Source organism: Halomonas sp. NYA30 (assembly GCF_976980765.1).
Window position 1 is genome coordinate 2,925,786 of sequence record NZ_OZ334477.1, and the last position, 21,328, is coordinate 2,947,113.

General features: G+C 53.6%; 16 protein-coding genes. 2 read left to right on the top strand and 14 right to left on the bottom strand.

Annotation, left to right across the window (positions count from 1 at the left end):
• The first annotated feature begins 52 nt into the window (after nucleotides 1-52).
• Both ACWI0H_RS13635 and ACWI0H_RS13640 read left to right on the top strand, forming a co-directional pair.
• Nucleotides 53-571, top strand: coding sequence for an arsenate reductase (azurin) small subunit (locus tag ACWI0H_RS13635; protein WP_485873704.1), 519 nt, complete (start codon nucleotides 53-55; stop codon nucleotides 569-571).
• Nucleotides 572-585: 14 nt separating this feature from the next.
• Nucleotides 586-3,066 carry an arsenate reductase (azurin) large subunit gene (locus tag ACWI0H_RS13640; RefSeq protein WP_485873705.1) on the top strand — a complete coding sequence of 827 codons (2,481 nt, stop codon included), beginning with the start codon at nucleotides 586-588 and terminating at the stop codon, nucleotides 3,064-3,066.
• A 74-nt stretch (nucleotides 3,067-3,140) separates the two neighbouring features.
• Here the strand turns inward: ACWI0H_RS13640 and ACWI0H_RS13645 are convergent, their stop codons facing one another.
• From ACWI0H_RS13645 to hrpA, 14 genes are all read right to left on the bottom strand, one after another.
• Nucleotides 3,141-4,292 carry an MFS transporter gene (locus ACWI0H_RS13645; protein ID WP_485873706.1) on the bottom strand — a complete coding sequence of 384 codons (1,152 nt, stop codon included), beginning with the start codon at nucleotides 4,290-4,292 and terminating at the stop codon, nucleotides 3,141-3,143.
• Entirely contained in the window at nucleotides 4,289-5,527 is a 1,239-nt protein-coding gene (gene arsJ, locus ACWI0H_RS13650; protein ID WP_485873707.1) for an organoarsenical effux MFS transporter ArsJ, read from the bottom strand. Before arsJ ends, ACWI0H_RS13645 begins: the two co-directional genes overlap by 4 nt.
• The gene (locus ACWI0H_RS13655) at nucleotides 5,505-6,536 is read right to left on the bottom strand and encodes an ArsJ-associated glyceraldehyde-3-phosphate dehydrogenase (RefSeq protein WP_485873708.1); all 1,032 of its coding nucleotides are present in this window, start codon (nucleotides 6,534-6,536) and stop codon (nucleotides 5,505-5,507) included. Before ACWI0H_RS13655 ends, arsJ begins: the two co-directional genes overlap by 23 nt.
• A 176-nt stretch (nucleotides 6,537-6,712) precedes the next feature.
• Nucleotides 6,713-7,552: a phosphate ABC transporter ATP-binding protein PstB gene (gene pstB, locus ACWI0H_RS13660; protein WP_485873709.1), complete on the bottom strand. Its 840-nt coding sequence runs from the start codon at nucleotides 7,550-7,552 to the stop codon at nucleotides 6,713-6,715.
• 24 nt (nucleotides 7,553-7,576) lie between these two features.
• Nucleotides 7,577-8,743, bottom strand: a complete 1,167-nt coding sequence (gene pstA, locus ACWI0H_RS13665) for a phosphate ABC transporter permease PstA (RefSeq protein ID WP_485873710.1) — start codon at nucleotides 8,741-8,743, stop codon at nucleotides 7,577-7,579.
• Between the two features lie 18 nt (nucleotides 8,744-8,761).
• On the bottom strand, nucleotides 8,762-10,012 hold the full coding sequence (gene pstC, locus ACWI0H_RS13670) for a phosphate ABC transporter permease subunit PstC (RefSeq protein ID WP_485873711.1): 1,251 nt from the start codon (nucleotides 10,010-10,012) through the stop codon (nucleotides 8,762-8,764).
• Nucleotides 10,013-10,165: 153 nt separating this feature from the next.
• The gene (locus ACWI0H_RS13675) at nucleotides 10,166-11,176 is read right to left on the bottom strand and encodes a PstS family phosphate ABC transporter substrate-binding protein (protein WP_485873712.1); all 1,011 of its coding nucleotides are present in this window, start codon (nucleotides 11,174-11,176) and stop codon (nucleotides 10,166-10,168) included.
• Between the two features lie 128 nt (nucleotides 11,177-11,304).
• The gene (locus ACWI0H_RS13680; protein WP_101147903.1) at nucleotides 11,305-12,036 is read right to left on the bottom strand and encodes a sulfite exporter TauE/SafE family protein; all 732 of its coding nucleotides are present in this window, start codon (nucleotides 12,034-12,036) and stop codon (nucleotides 11,305-11,307) included.
• A gap of 44 nt (nucleotides 12,037-12,080) precedes the next feature.
• The gene (locus tag ACWI0H_RS13685) at nucleotides 12,081-13,268 is read right to left on the bottom strand and encodes a multidrug effflux MFS transporter (protein ID WP_101147902.1); all 1,188 of its coding nucleotides are present in this window, start codon (nucleotides 13,266-13,268) and stop codon (nucleotides 12,081-12,083) included.
• A gap of 176 nt (nucleotides 13,269-13,444) precedes the next feature.
• Complete coding sequence (locus ACWI0H_RS13690) at nucleotides 13,445-13,963, bottom strand: STAS domain-containing protein (protein ID WP_485873713.1); 519 nt, start codon at nucleotides 13,961-13,963, stop codon at nucleotides 13,445-13,447.
• Nucleotides 13,953-15,146 (bottom strand): PP2C family protein-serine/threonine phosphatase, encoded by a 1,194-nt coding sequence (locus ACWI0H_RS13695; protein WP_101147900.1) that lies wholly within the window; start codon nucleotides 15,144-15,146, stop codon nucleotides 13,953-13,955. Before ACWI0H_RS13695 ends, ACWI0H_RS13690 begins: the two co-directional genes overlap by 11 nt.
• Before the next feature lie 8 nt (nucleotides 15,147-15,154).
• On the bottom strand, nucleotides 15,155-15,994 hold the full coding sequence (locus ACWI0H_RS13700) for an MlaA family lipoprotein (RefSeq protein ID WP_101147899.1): 840 nt from the start codon (nucleotides 15,992-15,994) through the stop codon (nucleotides 15,155-15,157).
• A 42-nt stretch (nucleotides 15,995-16,036) separates the two neighbouring features.
• Nucleotides 16,037-17,158, bottom strand: coding sequence for a beta-ketoacyl-ACP synthase III (locus ACWI0H_RS13705; protein WP_485873714.1), 1,122 nt, complete (start codon nucleotides 17,156-17,158; stop codon nucleotides 16,037-16,039).
• Nucleotides 17,159-17,284: 126 nt separating this feature from the next.
• Nucleotides 17,285-21,304, bottom strand: a complete 4,020-nt coding sequence (gene hrpA / locus ACWI0H_RS13710; RefSeq protein ID WP_485873715.1) for an ATP-dependent RNA helicase HrpA — start codon at nucleotides 21,302-21,304, stop codon at nucleotides 17,285-17,287.
• Between the last annotated feature and the right edge of the window lie 24 nt (nucleotides 21,305-21,328).

Consider the following 21,328-nt stretch of genomic DNA (forward strand, 5'->3'; position numbering starts at 1 on the left):
TATAACTCCCCCCAGCTAGGGCTTCTCGACAATAACAATGGAGTGTCAAACGATGACACGCTTGAGTCGCCGCACCTTTCTAAAGTTAACCGGCAGCAGTGCCGCTCTGGGTACTCTTTCGCTGGCCCCCCTCACTCAGGCGCAGCAAAATAGCCCTTCTACCGCGGGTACCACACACCTGCCCTACCCACATGAGGTGATCGCCCGGCTTAGCGAGTTGACGGTCAATCAACCATTTTACTTTACTTACCCCGATATCCACTCACCCTGCGTGGTAATTCGCAGAGACCGAAAAGTTAAAGGAGGCGTTGGGCCAGACAAAGACATAGTGGCTTTCAGCACGCAATGTACCCATATGGGCTGTCCAGTGAGCTATGACCAGGAAGCTGAAACTTTCAAATGCCCCTGCCATTTCAGCATATTCGATCCCGATAACATCGGTCAGATGGTGATTGGCCAAGCTACCGAGAATTTGCCGCGAATCATTCTGGAGTATGACGAGGCTGAAGATGCCCTAAGAGCGGTGTCGATCGATGGTCTTATCTATGGCCGTCAGGCCAATATCATCTGATTCGGGAGTATAAAATGTCACAATTCAAAGACCGTATTCCCCTGCCTCCGGCAAATGCTCAAAAGACTAATATGGCTTGTCACTTCTGCATCGTCGGCTGCGGGTACCATGTCTATAAATGGCCTGCCAACCAAGAAGGCGGCAGAGCGGCTAACCAGAATGCGCTAGGGCTCGATTTCACTAAACAGCTGCCGGCCATGCAATTAACCATGACCCCCGCCATGGTTAATCAGATACGCGACCACGATGGCCGTGAATACAGCATCATGATCGTTCCTGATAAGGAGTGCAGCGTCAATAAAGGGTTATCCTCAACGCGTGGTGGCCAAATGGCCAGTGTGATGTACTCGGAAGGAACCTCCATCAGCGAGCGTCGCCTCAAGTATCCCATGATGTACACCGGGGACGATTGGTCAGACACCCATTGGGAACATGCCATGGCTCTATATGCTGGCCTAACCCAACGTATTCTCGATAATGACGGGCCGGATCAACTGTTTTTCAATCTCTTCGATCATGGCGGCGCTGGCGGCGGTTTCGAGAATACCTGGGCTACCGGCAAACTAATTTTTGACGGCATACAGTCAAAAATGGTGCGCATTCACAACCGTCCTGCCTACAACTCAGAATGTCACGCCAGCCGTGATATGGGCATTGGCGAGCTCAATAATAGTTACGAGGATGCAGAGGTGGCCGATGTCATCTTTTCCATCGGCGGAAACTCCTATGAGACTCAGTCGAACTGGTTCCTGGCCCACTGGGAACCGAACCTAAGAGGATCTAACATCGCTAAAAAGCGGGAATGGTTTTCTGGCGAGACAGTCGGCAAAGGAAAAGTTATTCTAGTCGACCCCCGACGCACTCCCACCGTTGCTATCTGTGAAACGATTGCTGGAAAAGAGAATGTTCTACATCTGGCGATTCAACCGGGAACAGATACAGCTTTATTCAATGGGTTGCTGACCTATGTGGTAGACCAAGGGTGGCAAGATCAGGCCTTTATCGACGGACACACCAGTGGTTTCGAGAAAATGCTAGCTGCCAATCGCATGGGATTGGACGAGTGTAGCCGCATCACCGGCGTGAGTCGGGCCGATATCGTTAAGGCCGCCGAGTGGGCCTATAAACCTAAGGCCAGTGGCCATGCGCCACGTACCATGCATGCCTATGAGAAAGGCGTGATCTGGGGAAATGACAATTATCGGATTCAGTCCGCAATCGTCAATCTGGCTGTGGCTACCCACAATGTAGGTCAACGCGGTACCGGCGTGGTTCGTATGGGCGGTCACCAGGAGGGCTATGTGCGCCCACCCTACCCAGGCGGACGCCCAGCACCTTATATTGATCAAGAGCTGATCAAAGGTAACGGCATGATGTTGACGGTGTGGGCCTGCAATGCGTTTCAAACCACCATCAATGCCGAGACTTACCGGCAGGTCATCAAGCGTCGTGCTGCCATTGTTAACCAAGCGCTGGCCGAAGCACGAGGCGTCACTTCTCAAGAAGAGTTGATCGATATTGTCTATGATGCCGTCAAAAATAGGGGCGGTCTATTTATCGTAGATATCGATCTTTACCGCACCAAGTTTGCCGAATATTCACATATGGTGCTGCCAGCGACTCATCCTGGCGAAATGAACTTGACCTCCATGAACGGGGAGCGCCGGCTTCGGCTGTCTGAACGCTTTATGGATCCTCCCGGCATCGCTAAGCCTGATTGTCTCATTGCCGCCGATATGGCTAACGCCCTAAAGCAACGTTATGAATCCGCAGGTAACGCTACGCTGGCCGAGCGTTTCGCTGGATTTGACTGGACGACCGAGGAGGATGCCTTCAACGACGGTTTCCGCATGGCGCATGAAAAGGAAATTGATAGCCAAGGCGGGCCAACAGGGCACTTAGCCACCTATGATAGATTGCGTGTGGCTGGCAATAATGGCGTCCAACTTCCCATCAAAGAGTATCGGGATGGCAAGCTCATTGGCACCGAGATGCTCTATACCGATAATAATTTCAGTACCAACGATGGCAAGGCCCATTTTCAACCATCACCCTGGAACGGTTTCCCCGACGTGGTTCAGCAGCAGAAAGCGTCTTATGACTTCTGGATCAATAACGGAAGAACGAATCATATCTGGCAAACGGCTTACCACGACCAATACCTGGCTTTCCGCAAAGGCCGCTACCCGATGGCACCATTAGAAATCCACCCACAGGATGCCCAGGACTTAGGCATCGCCAACGGCGATATAGTCGAAGTTTATAACGACTATGGTGCAACCACCGCCATGGCCTATCTTGAGCCTGACTTGGAACGGGGGCAGGTCTTTATGATGTTTGGCTACCCTAATGGGGTACAGGGTGATGTCATCAGCGATTGGACAGACAGAAACCATATCCCCTATTACAAAGGCACCTGGGCGAATCTTCGTCGGATAGGGTCAAACCCCGATTACCTTCGTGATGCAACCTTCAAACGTCGACGCTATAGCTAGGGTAAGGAACTCCGGGGCTGCCTCAAAAACCGCCGAGGATAGTGTGTTGGTGACTTAAAGGAGCCCCGAGCACGTCAGGTGCGACAGTGAATCATTAGTAACGCCAACAGAGCGCTCACCATCAAGCCAGAGGTCAACCACAGAGCTCCAGCGCCGTATTGTTCTATCAATAGGCCAAACAGCAGCGGCGCAAACGCTTGCATGGCCCGCGCCGGGGCAATGATTAAACCCTGGCGACGGCCAAAACCCGCAGGACCAAACAGAGCCAACGGCAAGGTGCCAGACGCAATAGTCATCATGCCATTGCCAGCACCGTGTAGCAGCGCAAAGCCCGCAGCGGGCATACCTACCGTTGCCAATAACGCGGCACCTAGTGGATGAAGCGTTGTCGCCACTCGCGCCGCGACCAGGGGGTGTAAATGGCGTAACAAAGCGAACTCACCCAGCCGCGCAGCCACTTGCGCAGGTCCTACCAACGCGGCAGCGGCCACGGCAACTGAGAGGGATACACCGGTTTCCTGCAGTAATCTAGGTAGATGAGCCGCCATCGCCGTCGACACAAACCAGCCTGCTGCAAATACAAAGGCTAACAGCACCATGGCTAAGCGGGGCCGATCAGGCGGTGGAACAGGTTTTTCGTCCTTATGTTCTGCCTGGCTAGCCCCTGCTTTTGGCAAGAGTGCATTAAGCGGCAGCCCTATCACAATATGCAGCATGGCCCAAACGATACAGGCGGCACGCCACCCAAACTCGTTTTCCAAGAGAGCGGTAACCGGCCAGCCGATGGTGCTGGCAAATCCCGCCAGTAGCGTAACACCGGTAATCGAAGCCCGGGCGCTGCGTCCTAATAGCCGCCCTAAGGTGGCAAAGGCGGCGTCATATAACCCCATTGCCATGCCAATACCAGTGATTAGCCAAGCAAGCATTAGGCTGAACACACCTTGAGACAGCGCCATTATGATTAGGCCAAGGGCCATGACACCGTTCGAGGCCATCAACACACCTCGCCCACCGCGCATATCAATCCAACGGCCAACGCTGGGGCCGAGCATAGCGGTTAATAACAAAGCTGCAGAGAACGCCGCGAACACCCAACTGGTCGGCATGCCTAAATCGCGGGCCATAGGCACCGCTAAGATAGCAGGCAAGTAGTAGCTAGATGCCCAGGCCAGCGTTTGCGCGCTGCCTAACGTTAGCGTTAAACCTAGCCTAGGCGAACGGATCATGCGGTTTGTCTAGGCAACGCTAGCGCCATCGCTGAACTTGCCGCCACTAAGGCAGCCGATACCCACAGGCAGGCACTCAGTCCGTAAGCCATATACAGCCAACCCGACAATAGCGTGCCGACTAACCGCCCCATGGCATTGGCCATATAGTAAAAACCGACGTCCATCGACACACCATCGGCGCGGGCAAAGTGAACAATCAAATAGCTGTGCCAGCTGGAATTAATCGCAAACAGCACCCCAAACGCGAGTAGCCCGACGACTAACCAACCTACTTGTGCCAAAGGCAGCATCGCCAACAAAATTGCCAGCACCGCCAGCGCTGCAGCCCACCCGGCCGTCAGCACTCGTACATCACCTTTAATTAGCCGGGTTAATTTTGGTGCCTGGGTCTGTACCCCGCCATAACCAATCACCCATATCGCCAACAGCCCCCCCACGGTCCAGTGCGTCCAGCCGTGCTGGTCGTATAGGAAGACCGGCAGTGCCACCACAAACCACACATCACGCGCTGCAAAAAGACAAAAACGTGCTGCGGAAAGCACGTTAATCGCGCGTGATTTTGAGAAAATCTCGGAGAACTTAGGCTTCACTTTCTGCCGACCAAGATCCGCCTTTAAGCGCAGCAGTGAGAGCAGCAGCACGCCAGCCAGCATCACGGCCATCACAAACACAGCAGCCTGAAAGCCAATCAGCGTTAACAGCAGCCCGCCGACAAAAAAGCCCAACCCTTTTAGCGCGTTTTTAGAGCCAGTCAGCATCGCTACCCAACGGTAAAGCGAGCTGTTAGCGTTCGCACTCTCTTTAGGAACCAGTACCTTAACGGCGCTTTTTGCGCTCATTTTATTAAGGTCTTTAGCAATGCCCGATAGCGCCTGAGCGGCCATGACCCAGACAACAGTTAGCAGACTTGCCGGCACCATTAACATGACCAGGGCCACAATCTGCAAACCCAAGCCCACGTTCATGGTGCGGTTGAGCCCCAGCCTTGCGCCCAGCCAACCACCCACCAAATTGGTCACAACGCCAAAGGCTTCGTAGAACAAAAACAGCATCGCGATGGCTAACGGCGAATAGCCCAATTGGTGGAAGTGCATCACCACCAGCATGCGAAGCGCGCCATCGGTGATCGTAAACGCCCAGTAGTTGCCGGTAATCAGCATGTACTGGCGCACCTCGAAAGGTAGCGCCCTTACCCGTGTAAGCATTGAATCAGCCACGACCCACCTGCTCATGCCCTACCATCAGGGATAGCTCTGCGGTTCGATTCGCGTAACCCCATTCGTTATCGTACCAAGCGTAGAGCTTTAGCTGCGTGCCGTTGACCACCATAGTAGACAGCGCATCAATAATGGAACTGCGTGGATCAGTACGGTAATCGATCGACACCAACGGGCGCTCTTCATAGCCCAGAATACCTGCCAACGGGCCATCCGCTGCGGCTTTCAATGCAGTGTTGACCTCGTCGACAGTGACTTCACGCTCAAGCTCAAACACCATGTCGGTCAGCGAGGCGTTAGCCAACGGGACACGAATCGCGTGGCCATTTAGCTTGCCTTCTAGCTCAGGAAAAATCGCGGTGATAGCTTTCGCCGATCCCGTTGTGGTGGGAATCAAACTCATACCACAAGCACGGGCGCGCCGCAGATCTTTATGCGGGGCATCCAGAATCGTTTGAGTATTGGTGATGTCATGCACCGTGGTCATTGAGCCATGACGAATACCAAAGCTGTCCTGAATGACCTTGACCACCGGCGCCAAGCAGTTAGTGGTACAGCTGGCAGCGGTAACGATCTTATGCTGCGAAGGATCAAAGAGATGATCGTTCACCCCCATCACTACATTGAGCACGCTCGCTTCTTTCATAGGCGCACTTACCACTACACGCCCTACACCTTGGTCGAGATACGCTTGAAGCTTCTCAGTGGTTTTCATTTTACCTGAGCATTCGATGACTACATCGCAGTCGGACCAGTCGCTATCGGCAATTGCTTTATTAGCGCTAAAGGCAACGGACTTTCCATCGAAAATAATAGCGTCATCAGTGGCTGTAATGCCCTGCCCTGGAGCCCAATGGCCGTGTACCGAATCAAATTCCAATAAGTGGGAAAAAGTTGCCGCATCGCCACCCGGGTCATTAATGCGCACAAGTTCAACGTCACCCGTCGGCACTTTTTGCCACAAAATCCTCAGTGTTAAGCGGCCAATACGGCCCAATCCATTGATACCAATTCGAAGTGCCATGGTGCCTCCTAGACTCTCTGTTCTATGGTGCCTATTTCCAGGTTTGCTGTTTTTAAAGCTGTTTATTGCTAAGAAGGATATCGATCATATACGTTTAAACATATATTAATATATAAAAAAACACACATTAAAAACAGGCCCACCGGGTGACGATGGGCCTGCTTGAAAGGCGCTAATTAACCATAACGACCGGAAATATAGTCTTCGGTTTTTTTCTTAGCGGGGGTTGAGAACATCACTTTGGTATCGTTGTACTCAATAATTTCACCCAGGTGGAAAAACGCCGTGTAGTCGGCCACCCGCGCGGCCTGCTGCATGTTATGGGTTACGGTGATGATGGTGAACTCTTCCTTTAGCTTATCCATCAAATCTTCGATGGTCGCGGTCGAGATTGGATCAAGCGCCGACGTTGGTTCATCCATCAAGATTACATCAGGCTGCACGGCAATAGCGCGGGCGATACATAAGCGCTGCTGTTGACCGCCCGACAACGAGGTACCGGGCTCTTGCAACTTGTCCTTCACCTCGTTCCAAAGACCAGCACTACGCAATGCCTTTTCAACCAGCTCATCTTGCTCGGCTTTGCGGCTAACCAAATCGTGCATGCGCGGGGCGTAAGCGACATTTTCATAAATCGATTTAGGAAATGGGTTCGGCTTCTGGAAGACCATTCCTACCCGGCGGCGTAGCGCGACTTCATCCATTTTGGCGGCATTGACGTCCCGCCCATCCATTTCGACCAACCCTTCGGTGCGCACGCTAGGAATCAGATCGTTCATGCGATTCAGGCAGCGTAAGAAGGTCGATTTACCACACCCAGAAGGGCCAATCAGCGCCGTTACATTTTTCTGAAACAGATCAATATTAAGGTTATTCAACGCTTGGTTTTTGCCATACCACAGGTTTAAATCGCGAACCCGGATGCTCAAATCATGGCAGGCTTGATTATTACGCGTGTAGGGCTGCCCAACGGCTGGTTCATACTGCTCATTAACTACAGGTGCTTGGCTGTTCATAGTCATGTCCTCTATCGCGCTGGCCTACCAGCGACGCTCAAATTTCTTACGTAACACAACGGCGAAGGCGTTGAGTGAGATGAGTATGGTGAGTAGCACCAAAATACCGCCGGCGGTTTTTTCTACAAACGCCTGTTCAGGCTCGCCTGACCAAGTAAATATTTGCGCAGGCATAACGGTGGCCGCTTCAGTAAAGGACGCGCCGACATCAGGAATAAATGCCACCATCCCGACAATAATCAGCGGTGCTGTTTCACCCATCGCTTGAGCAAGCCCAATGATGGAGCCCGTCATAATACCCGGCATGGCCAACGGCAGAACGTGATCGCGCACGACTTGCCAGCGCGAACAGCCCACCCCAAAGGCCGCATGGCGGATAGAGTCCGGCACGCTTCGCAGCGCAGTTCGCGTCGAGATAATAATCACCGGCAAGGTCATCAGCGCTAGCGTCATACCACCGGCCAACGGCGACGAACGCGGAACCCCGAAGAAGTTGATAAAGATCGCCAAACCTAACAAACCAAACAGGATTGAAGGAATCGCGGCCAGGTTATTGATATTGATTTCAATCGCCTGGGTGAAGCGGTTATCCGGCGCAAACTCTTCCAAATAAACGGCGGTCATTACCCCGATAGGAAACGAGATTAATAGCGTTACAATCATGGTCATCACGGTGCCGACCACTGCCGAGAGGATACCTGCGTTCTCAGCGATTTTTGAATCCCCGGATCCAAAAAAGGTGGTATTGAAGCGAAGGTCAACCTGGCCCGCTTCGACACGCTCATCAAGCGCCGCTTGCTCCTCTTCACTCAGGCGGTGCCGGTGTCCCTTCAGATACTGGTCGACCTCACTATTTGCTAACACCCACTGCGCTTCGCTGGTACCGATCATGTCGGGATTGTTGCGCAACTCCATGGGAATCACTCGCACCACCGTGCGACTGATTAACGGTAGCAGCTCTTGATCAAACGCCTGCCGACCATCGGTTTCCGCTTCTTCAGTGTAACTAATCTCGGTCTGGATATACGCCTGCTGGAAGGCTGGTAAGCCCTTGTTTAGCATGTCAGCAAAGAAGAGCACCAGAAACAGGCCTGCCAAGCCCAACGATCCCATCGAGATCCATTTAAGGCGGGCTGACTTACGGTGACGCCGACTTAGCTGCTGGCTGATTTCGTCAAAAGTATGGCTCATCGAAACAGTTCCTCAGCTTTACAGGTTATTCACGCGGTATTTTTCGCGGAAACGACGGATCATCAGTACGGACACCAGGTTCAGCGCAAGCGTTACCGCAAACAGCACAAGCCCAAGGGCAAAGGCTGACAAGGTTTCAGCGCTTTCAAACTCCTGGTCCCCTGTTAAAGCCGCCACAATACGCACGGTCACCGTGGTCATATCTTCCAGCGGATTAGCGGTGAGATTGGGCCGCATACCTGCCGCCATTACCACGATCATGGTTTCACCTAGAGCACGCGACATGCCTAGGAGTGCCGCTGAAATAATCCCCGGCAGAGCAGCAGGAATAACCACATCTCGAATGGTTTCACCTTTGGTCATGCCTAATGCCAGTGAACCTTGGCGCATACTATCGGGCACAGAGTTGATTACATCGTCAGACAACGAGGAGATAAACGGGATGATCATGATACCCATCACGACCCCTGGGGCGACGGCATTATTGTAAGAAGCGTCGAGCCCAAAAAATCCGGCGATATTGACAATAATGGGCGCTACTGTAATCGCGGCAAAAAAGCCGTAAACCACGGTAGGAATACCTGCCAGAACCTCCAGTACGGGCTTGGCAATGGTGCGCACGTTACGTGGTGCATACTCGGACATGTAAATCGCGGAGAGCAGTCCGATAGGAACAGCGACCAGCATAGCGATAGCGGTAATCATAAAGGTGCCGGCAAACAGCGGTACCGAACCAAATTCAGCCCCAGCACCATCGCCACGTCCCGCTGATGCTAAAAAACTCGCGCCTGGATTCCACGTGGTGCCGGTAATGAACTCCCAGAAGCTGTGCATTTGGAAAAAGCGCAGCGCCTCGGAAATAATCGAGAACAAAATGCCGAACGTAGTGAAAATCGAGATTAACGCTGCCCCGGCCAAGACCATACGGATGACCCGCTCAATGGCCTGACGGGCGTGAAAATCGGGTTTAACTTGGTTAAGACTTACCATCAGCCCTATGGCTGCAATCACCAAACTCGCGGACAGCAAATAGAGCGTGGGGATATCGGCGCCCATTAAAAGCAGCACAAAAGCCCCCAGCGTGCTCACTAGCACGGCTGGACCGGCAGTTGAGAGCACGGTAAACCAGGCGTATTGATCTGGCTGAGCAAACATCGCCGTGCCCGCACTGCGTAAACGGGTGGCTTTTGAACGGCCAGCAAAAAACGCCAGCAGCCCCAGCAGCAGTAACGCACCGCAAAAAATCAGAAGAAGCTGGTTAGTCTGCATCGAATTTCTCTCGCATTACTTAATGAAATCGTATTGGCGACTACTTTGGGGCACAAACATTACAGCAATGTGACAAACGCCAATATATCGCCGTCATAAAACGAAAGGCCGGCAGCTTTCGCTGCCGACCACTTTCATTTCTAACTTAACGACTTACTTAAGAACGTCTGCTGACATTGTAGTGCGATCTGCTACCGCTTGACGCCACTCTTCACGCTCGTCTTCCGGTAGAACGATCAAGCCGATATCTTTCAAGTAGCCATCTGCACCAATCATCATTTCGCTCATAAACATGTCGGTGTATTCGTACAGCGGCGGTACTTCTTCAGCGTGCTGGTTCTTCACGTAGAACCATAGTGAACGCGCAATAGGATAATCACCCGAGCTGATTGCTTCTGGCTCTGGCTCAACACCGTTGATGCTGGCACCGTTCAGCGTATCGGTGTTCTCTTCAAGGAACGAGTAACCAAAGATACCCATTGCACCGGTATCTTCGCTCAAGCGTTGAACGATCAGGTTGTCGTTCTCGCCAGCGTCGATATACACACCGTCAGAGCGAATTTCAGTATAGGCTTCTTCATACTCGTCCATCTCTTCGGAAGCAGCTTCCATAACCAGCTCTTCAAAAGCGTCACGAGTACCAGAAGTCGTTGGCGGACCATAGATAGAGATTTCGCGGTCTGGCAGCGAAGAATCAATGTCGCTCCAGTTGGTGTAGGGGTTGTCGACCAGTTCGCCGTCAACCGGCACCTGAGCAGCGACTGCCATGAAAATCTGTTCAAGCGTCAGGTCAACAACGTCATTTTCGTTGGATTGGCCTAAAACGATACCGTCAGAACCGATTTTAGCTTCGGTGATATCAGTGACGCCGTTCTCTTCACAACGCTCAAACTCCGCAACTTTCATGCGGCGTGAAGCGTTGGTGATATCAGGCGTGCCTTCACCAATACCATTACAGAACAGACGCAAACCACCGCCCGAGCCGGTTGATTCAATAACAGGAGTCGGGTTACCAGTAGTGGCACCGAACTCTTCAGTCACGTAGCTGGCAAACGGGTAAACAGTACTGGAACCTACGATACGGATTTGATCACGGGCCTGGGCAACACCGGCAACGCTCATTACAGCAGCCGCGATAACGGTGGTTTTTAGAATACGGTTCATGCGAAATACTCCTGTTCGTGTAGGGATCTAACCTTCGCAAGGCATACCTTGCACTGGTTCCATGACAACTTCATGACAGCAAGCAACACATGAACGAATTTTTGCTATACCGGGAAAATTCCCTTTGATTACAGCAGCAAGCCAAGCGCAGCCAAGGTACACAACGCCAGCGAAGCGCCTTGCAACAGACGTCTATCCAAGCGGTGGGCAATCGCGTCCGCCACTGCGTTACCCACCAGTACCGCGGGGAGAAAGGTAAGAGCCACCTGGAAATGCCATAGCTGAATCTGGTTGGCGAAGGCGAGAGTGATAATGGTCAACATTGAGGTCAAAATGAAAAAGGCGGCTAAGTTCCCCCGCACCCGATCAGCGGGTAAACCATGCATCAATATCACCATGGGTGGGCCACCGATGGCAGCAACGGTGCCAAAGATACCTGACAGTACACCAGCGCCGAATAGGGATATTCGATTTACCGGTAGTTTAAAACGGCACAGCGTCACCAACACAGCAAACAGCACGATGATTGCGATCAGCTTTTCTAACAGAAACATCGGCGCGGCGAGCAGAAGCCAAATACCCAGCGCATTGCCAGGCAGGCGCCCTACTAACGCCATGCCAATGGAATCCAGTCGCACCTCGTGCCAATAGTGACGCACCATCATTAATGAGACGGTAAAGCCAAACAGCACTAAAATGACCGGCACCAAGCGTGGCTCAAGCATCAGCAGCAACGGCGCCCCGATAACGGCCAAACCGAAACCGGTCGCGCGCTGGACAAAGGCACCCAGCAGCAGCACGGCTGCGCAGGCTAACCAGGTACTCATCGGCATATTGACCCAGGCCAGCATGCTATCCATCACGGCTGTTCATTCTTATTGCTCATTCCTGCGATTCATCCCTGCTACTCGCTTATGGCGGGCGACTTGGTTAATTTCCGCACGCCGATATTCCCCAACAGGGCAGCGCCCAACATAGTTAGCACCATTGGCCAAAGGTGTTCCACTTCAAACAACCCGACCAGCACCCCAGCGAGAGCGCCACAGGTAAACTGAATGCCGCCTAAAAGCGCCGTCGCGGTGGCACTGATATGGCCAAAGTGATCCAGAAGCGCCGAGATTGCGTTCGGGGTAATCAGCCCAATCATGCCGGTGAAGAGCATAATAAGCGGCACTACTAACATGAGTGACGCCATATTTAACGCGGTGACCAACACCAACCCTAGCGCCGCCACTAACTGTATCAGCAGCCCCAAGCGTAGATTTTGCTGTGGCGTGCGTTTGCGCAGCAGGTGGATATTGACACGATTGGAGAGCGCAATGACCAGCACGTTGACACCAAACACGAGCGGATAGGTGCCGGGCGATAGACCAAAATAGTCGAGATAAAGAAACGGCGAAGCCGTCACAAATGCAAACAGGCCCGCAAAGGAAGCGGCTACCGCGCAGATATACCCCATCCCTTCACGATGCTTGAGCACGCTGGCGTAATTGCGAATGACCTGGCGCGGTGACGCCGCTGGAAGCGACATATCGCGAGTCTCAGGCAGGCGCGTTCCCAGCAGCCAGAGTAAAAAGCCTGCATAAACGGCCAAGAAAACAAAAATCAACCACCAACCGGCCACATACAGCAACAGACTCCCCACGGCTGGCGCCACTAGCGGCGCCAGCATCATAATCATCGCCATCGTCGACATCACTTTGGCAGCCTCTCGTCCGCTAAAGCAGTCACGCACAATCGCTGCCGAGTTGACAACACAAGCACCGCCGCCCAACGCCTGCACAAAGCGCCAGGCAAGCAGCGAGGAGAGACTATCGACCGTGGTGATCGCTAGGCTTGCCAGCATAAACACCACCAAGCCGCCCAGTAGTACAGGCTTTCTACCCATACGATCTGATAATGGCCCAAAACAAAGCTGGCCCAGCGCAAAGCCGAACAAGAACACGCTGATGGAAAGTTCAGTGCGGTGAATACTAGCGCCGATACTCTCGGCGATGATTCCCATCGCAGGTAAGTAGGCGTCGATCGCAAAGGGTGCAAGCGCCGTGTTGGCAGCAACTAACAACGCGACACGGCGGGGATTAAGATGCATGGGTCTCCTTACGGCGATAATGAACGCACGGGAATAGATAGGCCGCTAATCATAGCTGATTTTAAGACACTTGTCGGGGCTAAGCGCTATACACACAGAGCTAGCACATTGGGTAATACGATGGATCACCCGCTGCGATAGCCCTGAGAAAGCCAAATCAGATTAAAGAGGGGTATTTAATGGTGCGTGGCTGCGTCTTGGGACTCAAGCATGTCAACCAGCGGCTGAAACTGCTCGCGGTTATGCTCGTTCATGTGCATCAAAATACGGTGGGCTTCGAGAATGCGTTCACGCAGCCCCTCTTCGTCGGCAGGCTCTTCAGGTAACTCTTCGAGAGCATCGTTAAGCGTTGTTGCCTGCTGCAGAGGCGCTTCCATCAAAGTGAAAAAGCGCGCAAACCCCATCACGTCCAACATTTTTCGAACGTCATCATTATCGACAATAATGGTCGGGGACTGCTCTAAGCGCCCTTTTACTGCCATTGCGACCTTAGCTAAGAAACCCAACGCGGTCGAATCCACATTGGTGGCCTCACGCAGGTCAATCAGTACGGCACGCAACCCCGGTGTCTCAGCAAGACGTTGGGCTTGGGTATCCAGCGTAGCGCAGAGCGTTAAACGCACATCGCCACACAGCTTTAAGACAAAAACACCAGAATCGAACGCCGCTTTAATGCGGCCTTCTTCACTCAGCATGACCAAATCCGCTCACCATCATGATTGTTAGATCATCGGGTAAAGCATCGCGTTCCTGGTTAGCATCAAACTCCGCGTCCCCTTCTCCAAGGAGCGCATTCGTCTCTGCCAGCCGGTCGCGCAACTGCTCAAGCGTGACACTCTCGCTTACTAATTGCTCAAGCTCCTTGAGCCGCGTGTCGAGCGTTTTACCCGGCAAGCATTCCAATACACCGTCTGAGCAAAGCCATAAACGAAATTTGTTCGGCAAAGCACAACTAAGCGAAGGATACTCCACATCGGGGAAAAGGCCTACTGGCATTCCTTCGCCTTCAAGACGCCGTAGCTCTCCTTCTGCTGCTAAAAGCGGCATGGGAAGCTGAGCGCCGAGCGAATAGTGCAGAGTATGCGCCTCATGGTCAATAACACCGACAAATAAGGTGGCATGTTTGCCTATATCAGTACCCTGCAACTCCCGGTTCATCGCCTTTAGCCAATCCGGCGGCAAGTTTTCTGGCTGCTGGCCATCCCACTCACTCAACCAACGATTGCATAAATATTTGAGCAGTACCGTGACAAAGGCCGACGACGCACCGTGCCCCGACACATCGGCAAAATAGAAGGCGCTATAACGCTCGTTATAACGTTGATAGTCTAGAAAATCACCGGATAGATAGAGAGAAGGTGCAAATACATAGTCGTAATACACCCCATTGATGACTTTAGGACGTAACGGCAGTAAACGCCGCTGGATATGACCACCACTCTGCTGATCCATACGCAGTAGCGCTAAATGCGTCTCTAGACTCTCATTTAACTCGGCAAGACGCTCATGATCACGCTTACGCTCTAGGGCCAAATCATTTAGCTCGATGGCTTTACGGATCATGCGCCGCAGCAGCTCGGCATGGCGTAGAGGGTGGACGATATAATCCACCAGCCCAACGTCAATGGCTTTGATAAGATCAGCATCCTGACGCGAGTCACTCACGACCAGCGTTGGTAAGCGTCGCGTTAGCTGCGACCACTGCTGGCGTGGCACTGCTCTGGCGTGGGCCACGATCAGCGCCGTATCCGCAGGCAAATGGTCGATGTCTTCAGCGGCGAATACCCACATGTCGTCACAGGTAATCGCTTCGGCCAGCGCATCGCGCTCTCGACCCGGCTCGTCGATCACCGCGATCAACTGCTTAGAATGCTCCATCATAAGCCTCAATCGACGCTATTTTCGCCACCAACGCCGTCGTCACCAGCGTCGCTATCTTCAAAGTCACTGTCATCAAAGTCGCTATCATCAAAGTCGAAGGTATCGCTGGCAAAGGGGTCATCGCCCAATTCTCCATCGCTCACCTCGAACTGGCGGCTCTGTAAGTAAGCGTCACGAATAAAGCGGTAGCGATCACCGCGAATCAACTCTTCCTGGTCGAGCAACCCCGCTCGGGTGTCAATCAGGTTGAGTGCTGTCAGGCTTATGCGAACAGTGTCGTCTTCTACGTAGGTAACCGGATACGCGGCTATGTCAGCAGGCAAGCCCGTAGTATCACGTAGCGTACTGGGGCCTAAGAAAGGCAGCACCAAGTAGCGTGAATCATCCCAGCCCCATACCGCCAACGTTTGGCCAAAATCCTCTTTATCCGCGGTAATTTCCATCAGCGTTGCGTAATCTAACAACCCGCCAATGCCAACGGTGGAGTTAATCAAAAAGCGCGAGGTAGCAAGGCCCGCATTAGCAGGCTTACCTTGGAGCACACTATTAAGCGCAGTACGTACTTCGCCTAAATTGGAGAAAAAGTTACCTACCCCCGTCTCTACTGGATCAGGGGTAATAGTGCGATAGCCTTTTGCCACAGGCTTAAGCGCGTAGCGATCCAATACGTCGTTGAATGCAAACACTTTACGGTTAAAGCCTTCCCATGGGTCGTCTGGGTTGGCGTTTTCTGCCATTTGTGTACTGGCACAACCGCCGCTTGCTAATAACGCCACCAGCAGTAGCGGCAACCCTTTTGAGCGCCACGAAAGCGTTGACTTGTCGTTACTTAACCACTGCCACATGACATTTTCCTTTTTCCAATTCCACAGCACGTTGACAGAAACCTACACCCGCCGAATGACGACACTGCCCGCACTATAGCCAGCGCCAAACGAACAAATCACACCAATATCGCCCTGATTGAACTGCTCGCGATGAAGGTGAAACGCAATAATGGAGCCAGCTGAGCTGGTGTTTGCATAGCGATCTAAAATGATCGGTGCCTGGGTTTCACTTGGGTCATACCCCAACACTTTACGGGCAATCAAATCGTTCATATGCCGGTTAGCTTGGTGCAGCCACATGCGTTTAAGGTCGCTTCCATTTAGCTCCAAGGACGCCAGATGATCGGTGATCAACTTGGCCACCATTGGGCAAACTTCTTTAAATACCCGCCGCCCCTCCTGCACGAACAGCTTATCCAACGCCATCGGATCACTGTCCGTCACGCGATTTAAAAAACCCGCATTATTACGAATCGCATTGGAAAACTGAGTGATCAAACGCGTACCGAGGATTTCAAACTGCTCATCAGCAACGGCAACAGCGCTATTTTCTAGTACCACAGCGGTACAAGCATCGCCGAAAATGAAGTGGCTGTCACGGTCTCGAAAATTAAGATGCGCTGAGCAAATCTCAGGATTAACCACCAGTGCGCGCTTGACGCTACCGGAAGCTATCGCATTTGCCGCGGTTTCCAAAGCAAACGTGGCTGAACTGCAGGCCACATTCATATCAAACCCATAGCCACTTGTTCCCAGTGCTTGCTGGACTTCAACGGCCACGGCAGGATAGGCACGCTCTAGATTTGAGCAGGCAACAATCACTAGCTCGATATCAGCGGCATCCACTTGAGCGGCGGCCAGTGCCTGACGCGCAGCCTCGGTCGCCATCTCGCACTGAAGCGAGGGTTCGTCATTACTCCGCTGTGGCAGTTTAGGCCGCATACGCTGTGGGTCAAGGATACCTGACGCATCGAGCACATAGCGGCTCTTAATCCCTGACGCTTTTTCAATAAACTCGCTACTCGAGTGTGCCAGCGGCTCGCGTTCTCCTCGCGCAATGGCCTCGGCGTGCTGCTCATTCTCACCATCTACCCAAGCATTAAATGCCGCCACCAGGGCCGCATTATCAATGGCGTGTTCCGGTGTATAGAGTCCTGTACCGGTAATCACCACATGTGTCATGCCAATCTCCTTTAAGCGGCTTGCCGACGTGAGCGGCCATCAATGTAGCGTGCGACTTACGGCGAACCCATCACGTTACTGTGTGCGTAAAATAGCGCTTTTTCCAGCACCTTTTTCAACCACTTGCTAAACGCTGATAATCTCTTGCCAACGCTTTTCTAGGCGTTTCACCGATACGGGCATACGGGTACCCAACTGCTGTGCAAAGAGCGACACCCTGAGTTCTTGCAACCACCAGCCAAAGCTCACTAACGTCGGGTCTTCGACACTCCCTCGCCGCTCACTTTTTCGACGGGCGTCAAAACGGGCCTCTAATGCCTGAACATCCTGCATCATCATTTGATCGCGACCACGTTCACGAGCGGCTTTTTCGAGCCGAAGCAGCGCCGCCTCGGTGTAGCGTGGATATTCATCCAGCCACTCGCCCGCATCGCGTATAAACCCTGGATAAACCAAACGCTGCATTTGCGCACTAACATCGCTGTACACCAGCGCCAAGGCAAAATTGAGCTTACCTTTTAGCACCTTACTGACTGCCAAGTGCCCTTGCAGTGCGGCTTCCACCTTAACCAGCAATGCTTTGGCTTCTTCAACGAGCTGACTCTGAGTAGCGGTCAGTCGCTCACTGAACTCGCCTTCTGAGCGCGGCAGCGGGTGCTGAGCGACGACCTGGGTAAACACCGCTAGCAGCAGATCGTCAATCAGAGCTTGCTTGCTGCCTACTTTGGCAAATAGCAGCGCGCAATTCTCAACACCGGGCAGTTGCTTAATCGCTTTCACTTGCTCGGGTAGCTTGGCAATGCCCAGCCGGGCGATACCTTCCTGGTGGGCGGCATCCGCCTTCGCCGGGTGATCAAACAGCGCCACCTTAAATTCGCTGGCTTCGCCCCCCCTGGTTTCAGCGACCAGCGCAGGATACGCCTCAACACGAATGCCTGCTTGGGTGGTCACGCGAGAGGCAGGCAATGGCGCTTTAGGCAAGCCAGCAACAGCAGGTTCAGAACTCACCTGTTCGGCCAGCGCCTGGGCACCAGCGCTGGCGGCTGCTTCAAAACGCTGCTCTAAAGCGCGCAGATCACGCCCCTGGCCTAAGGTTTCGCCCGCATGATCCACCACGCGAATATTCATGATCAAATGCGGTTCGAGCAAATCCAAGCGCCAGTCGTCCGGATGCACCCGCGTTGATGTGCGGCGGCGAATAAATTCTCCTAACGCCTCGGTTAACGGGCGTTGATCAGGCACCAAGGTTTCCAGCGCGGCATCCACCCAATCTGGGATCGGCACCACCTGGCGGCGAATGCTTTTTGGCAGCGACTTCAGCAGCGCAATACACTTTTCGCGTAACAGCCCCGGCACCAACCACTCCAGCGAATGCACCGACACTTGCGGCAGCATAGCGGCGGGAACGGTCAGGGTAATACCGTCATCCTCGGCTTCAGGGTCAAAGTGGTAGCTTACCGGGTACGCAACGCCCGCCAGAACTAAATGATCAGGATACTGAGCCTGGGTAACGTCATCAGCATCCCGTGCCTTAAGCGAATCAATATCGAAATGCAGTAATTGCGGCTCTTGCTGTTCGACCTGTTTGCGCCAGTGCTCAAAGCCCTTGCCGTTAACGATCTCCGCCGGGATCCGCTGGTCGTAAAAATCAAAAAGCGTATCTTCATCGACCAGAATATCCCGCCGCCGAGCACGGTCTTCCAGCGCTTCGACTTCATCAATCAGCGCGCGGTTATGGGCAAAAAAGACCCCTTTGGTGTGAAACTCCCCCTCCACCAGCGCCCGGCGTATAAACAGCTCCCGGGACTCTTGGGGTGCGATTGACCCGTAGTGCACCCGGCGCTGCGCCACGATCGGCAGTCCAAACAATGTGACCTGCTCAAAGGCCACCACCTGGGCGCGTTTCATCTCCCAATGCGGTTCGCTGTAGCTGCGCTTAACCAAATGCTGCGCCTGGGGTTCGATCCACTGGGGGTCGATTTTGGCCACGGTGCGGGCAAACAGCTTGGAGGTCTCCACCATCTCAAACGCCATGATCCATTTGGGCGACTTCTTGGCCAATCCAGAGCCGGGGTGGATCATAAACTTGCGGTTGCGAGCACCAAGGTACTCGCGGTTCTCCACCAGCGTACCCAAATTGGAGAGTAGCCCTGAAAGCAGCGCCTGGTGGACTTTACCGGAGGTTTTACGTCGTGCCTGCTTAGCCTGCTCTTCGCTCTCTTCTTCATCACGTACAGGCGGCGCGGGTACGTCGATATCCATATCTCGCAGCAGTTGACGCAGCTGGCGGAAGGTATCGTGCCACTCGCGCATGCGCAGGTAGTTGATGTAGTGATCGCGGCACCAGCGGCGCAGTTGATTGCCCGACAGCGCCTCCCGGGCGTTCTCGATGCCGTGCCAGAGGTTCAGCAAGGCGACAAAATCTGAATCCGGATCGTGCCAGCGTTGGTGGGCTTGATCGGCGGCTTGTCGTTTGTCCGCAGGCCGGTCACGCGGGTCTTGAATGGCCAGCGCCGAGACCACGATCAGTACATCGCGCAGGCTGCCGAATTCGGCGCCCGCCAACACCATGCGCGCCAGGCGTGGGTCAATCGGCAGCCGTGCCAGCTTGCGGCCAAGTGGCGAGAGATGCTGTCGCTCATCGACAGCACCCAGCTCGAACAGCAGCCGAAAACCATCTTTAACAAAGCGGCTATCGGGGGGATCTACAAACGGAAACGCCTCAATATCACCCAGTTTAAGCCCCAGCATCGAGAGAATCACCGACGCTAAGTTGGTGCGCTGAATCTCGGGATCGGTAAAACCAGGCCGAGATAGAAAATCTTCTTCACTGTAGAGGCGAATACACACGCCCTCGGCGATCCGGCCACAGCGTCCCTTGCGCTGATTGGCGCTGGCTTGGCTGACCGCTTCTACCGGTAGACGCTGTATTTTGGAGCGGTAGCTATAGCGGCTGATACGCACCAGCCCTGGGTCGATCACGTAGCGAATGCCCGGCACCGTTAGCGAAGTTTCCGCGACGTTGGTGGCCAGCACGATACGCCGCCCTCGGTGTGGCGCAAACACACGATTCTGCTCTTCATTGGAGAGCCGAGCGTAAAGCGGCAGAATCTCGGTACCCTTTAGATCGGCACGGCGCAGAATATCGGCGGTTTCACGAATTTCACGCTCGCCGGGTAAGAATACCAGCACATCCCGGGGGCCATGCAGCCAGCCTTTCTCACGCTCAATAGCTTCGATCTCACCCACTGCGTGCAGGATTCCCTCTTGGAGCGTGCGGTCTTCCTCATCCTCGTCGTCACGTGTTAGCGGACGATAGTGCACTTCAACAGGATAAGTACGTCCGGTGACTTCCACGACCGGGGCGGGCGTTGTCGCAGTGCCAAAGTGTTTAGCAAAGCGATCGACGTCGATTGTTGCTGAGGTAATGATGATCTTCAGGTCGGGGCGCTTAGGTAACAAACGCTTTAAATAGCCGAGCAGAAAATCGATATTGAGGCTACGTTCGTGGGCTTCATCGATAATGATGGTGTCGTAGCGCAGTAGCAGCGGATCGTGCTGGGTCTCGGCCAACAAGATTCCGTCGGTCATCAATTTAACCAACGTACTCGGGCTGCTCTGGTCGGTGAAGCGCACCTGATAGCCTACTTGGTCGCCGATAGAGACCTGCAGCTCTTCAGCCAAACGCCCTGCAACGCTGCGGGCAGCCAGACGACGCGGCTGGGTGTGACCAATCAAACCGCGGCGACCACGTCCAAGCTCCAGACACATTTTAGGTAGCTGTGTGGTTTTGCCTGAACCGGTCTCCCCTGCCACCACCACCACTTGTTGATCGCGTATTGCGTTAACGATGTCTTCTTTGCGTTCAACTACCGGTAGTTCGGGCGGATAATTAAGCGCGACTTGCTGGGCTTCACGCAGGCTAAGCTGTTGCTGAGAGCGATCGAGCTCACGCTGCACTTCATCCAAACCACGGCTGATGGGCTTGTTGTCGCGCTGACGGCGGTATAAACCCGCCAAGCGACGCTCCAGCCGCTCTGCATCGCGCAGCATCACACTCCCAGCCGCCTGTTGCAGCGACGCGAGACGTTGGCTATCGGTGGGGGCTGGGGATGTGTCGGTGGTCACGATTGAGTCGGCTTCCATTCACTTGGGCATTTAACAAGAGAC

Bases quoted from the DNA above. Each gene is read 5' to 3' on its own strand.
- ACWI0H_RS13685 (WP_101147902.1), bottom strand. From the start codon at position 13,268: ATGCATCTTAATCCCCGCCGTGTCGCGTTGTTAGTTGCTGCCAACACG.
- ACWI0H_RS13655 (WP_485873708.1), bottom strand. From the start codon at position 6,536: ATGGCACTTCGAATTGGTATCAATGGATTGGGCCGTATTGGCCGCTTA.
- ACWI0H_RS13700 (WP_101147899.1), bottom strand. From the start codon at position 15,994: ATGTGGCAGTGGTTAAGTAACGACAAGTCAACGCTTTCGTGGCGCTCA.
- ACWI0H_RS13705 (WP_485873714.1), bottom strand. From the start codon at position 17,158: ATGACACATGTGGTGATTACCGGTACAGGACTCTATACACCGGAACAC.
- ACWI0H_RS13690 (WP_485873713.1), bottom strand. From the start codon at position 13,963: ATGCTGAGTGAAGAAGGCCGCATTAAAGCGGCGTTCGATTCTGGTGTT.
- ACWI0H_RS13680 (WP_101147903.1), bottom strand. From the start codon at position 12,036: ATGGATAGCATGCTGGCCTGGGTCAATATGCCGATGAGTACCTGGTTA.
- pstC (WP_485873711.1), bottom strand. From the start codon at position 10,012: ATGCAGACTAACCAGCTTCTTCTGATTTTTTGCGGTGCGTTACTGCTG.
- ACWI0H_RS13635 (WP_485873704.1), top strand. From the start codon at position 53: ATGACACGCTTGAGTCGCCGCACCTTTCTAAAGTTAACCGGCAGCAGT.
- ACWI0H_RS13675 (WP_485873712.1), bottom strand. From the start codon at position 11,176: ATGAACCGTATTCTAAAAACCACCGTTATCGCGGCTGCTGTAATGAGC.
- arsJ (WP_485873707.1), bottom strand. From the start codon at position 5,527: ATGAGCAGGTGGGTCGTGGCTGATTCAATGCTTACACGGGTAAGGGCG.
- pstA (WP_485873710.1), bottom strand. From the start codon at position 8,743: ATGAGCCATACTTTTGACGAAATCAGCCAGCAGCTAAGTCGGCGTCAC.
- ACWI0H_RS13695 (WP_101147900.1), bottom strand. From the start codon at position 15,146: ATGGAGCATTCTAAGCAGTTGATCGCGGTGATCGACGAGCCGGGTCGA.
- pstB (WP_485873709.1), bottom strand. From the start codon at position 7,552: ATGAACAGCCAAGCACCTGTAGTTAATGAGCAGTATGAACCAGCCGTT.
- ACWI0H_RS13645 (WP_485873706.1), bottom strand. From the start codon at position 4,292: ATGATCCGTTCGCCTAGGCTAGGTTTAACGCTAACGTTAGGCAGCGCG.
- hrpA (WP_485873715.1), bottom strand. From the start codon at position 21,304: ATGGAAGCCGACTCAATCGTGACCACCGACACATCCCCAGCCCCCACC.
- ACWI0H_RS13640 (WP_485873705.1), top strand. From the start codon at position 586: ATGTCACAATTCAAAGACCGTATTCCCCTGCCTCCGGCAAATGCTCAA.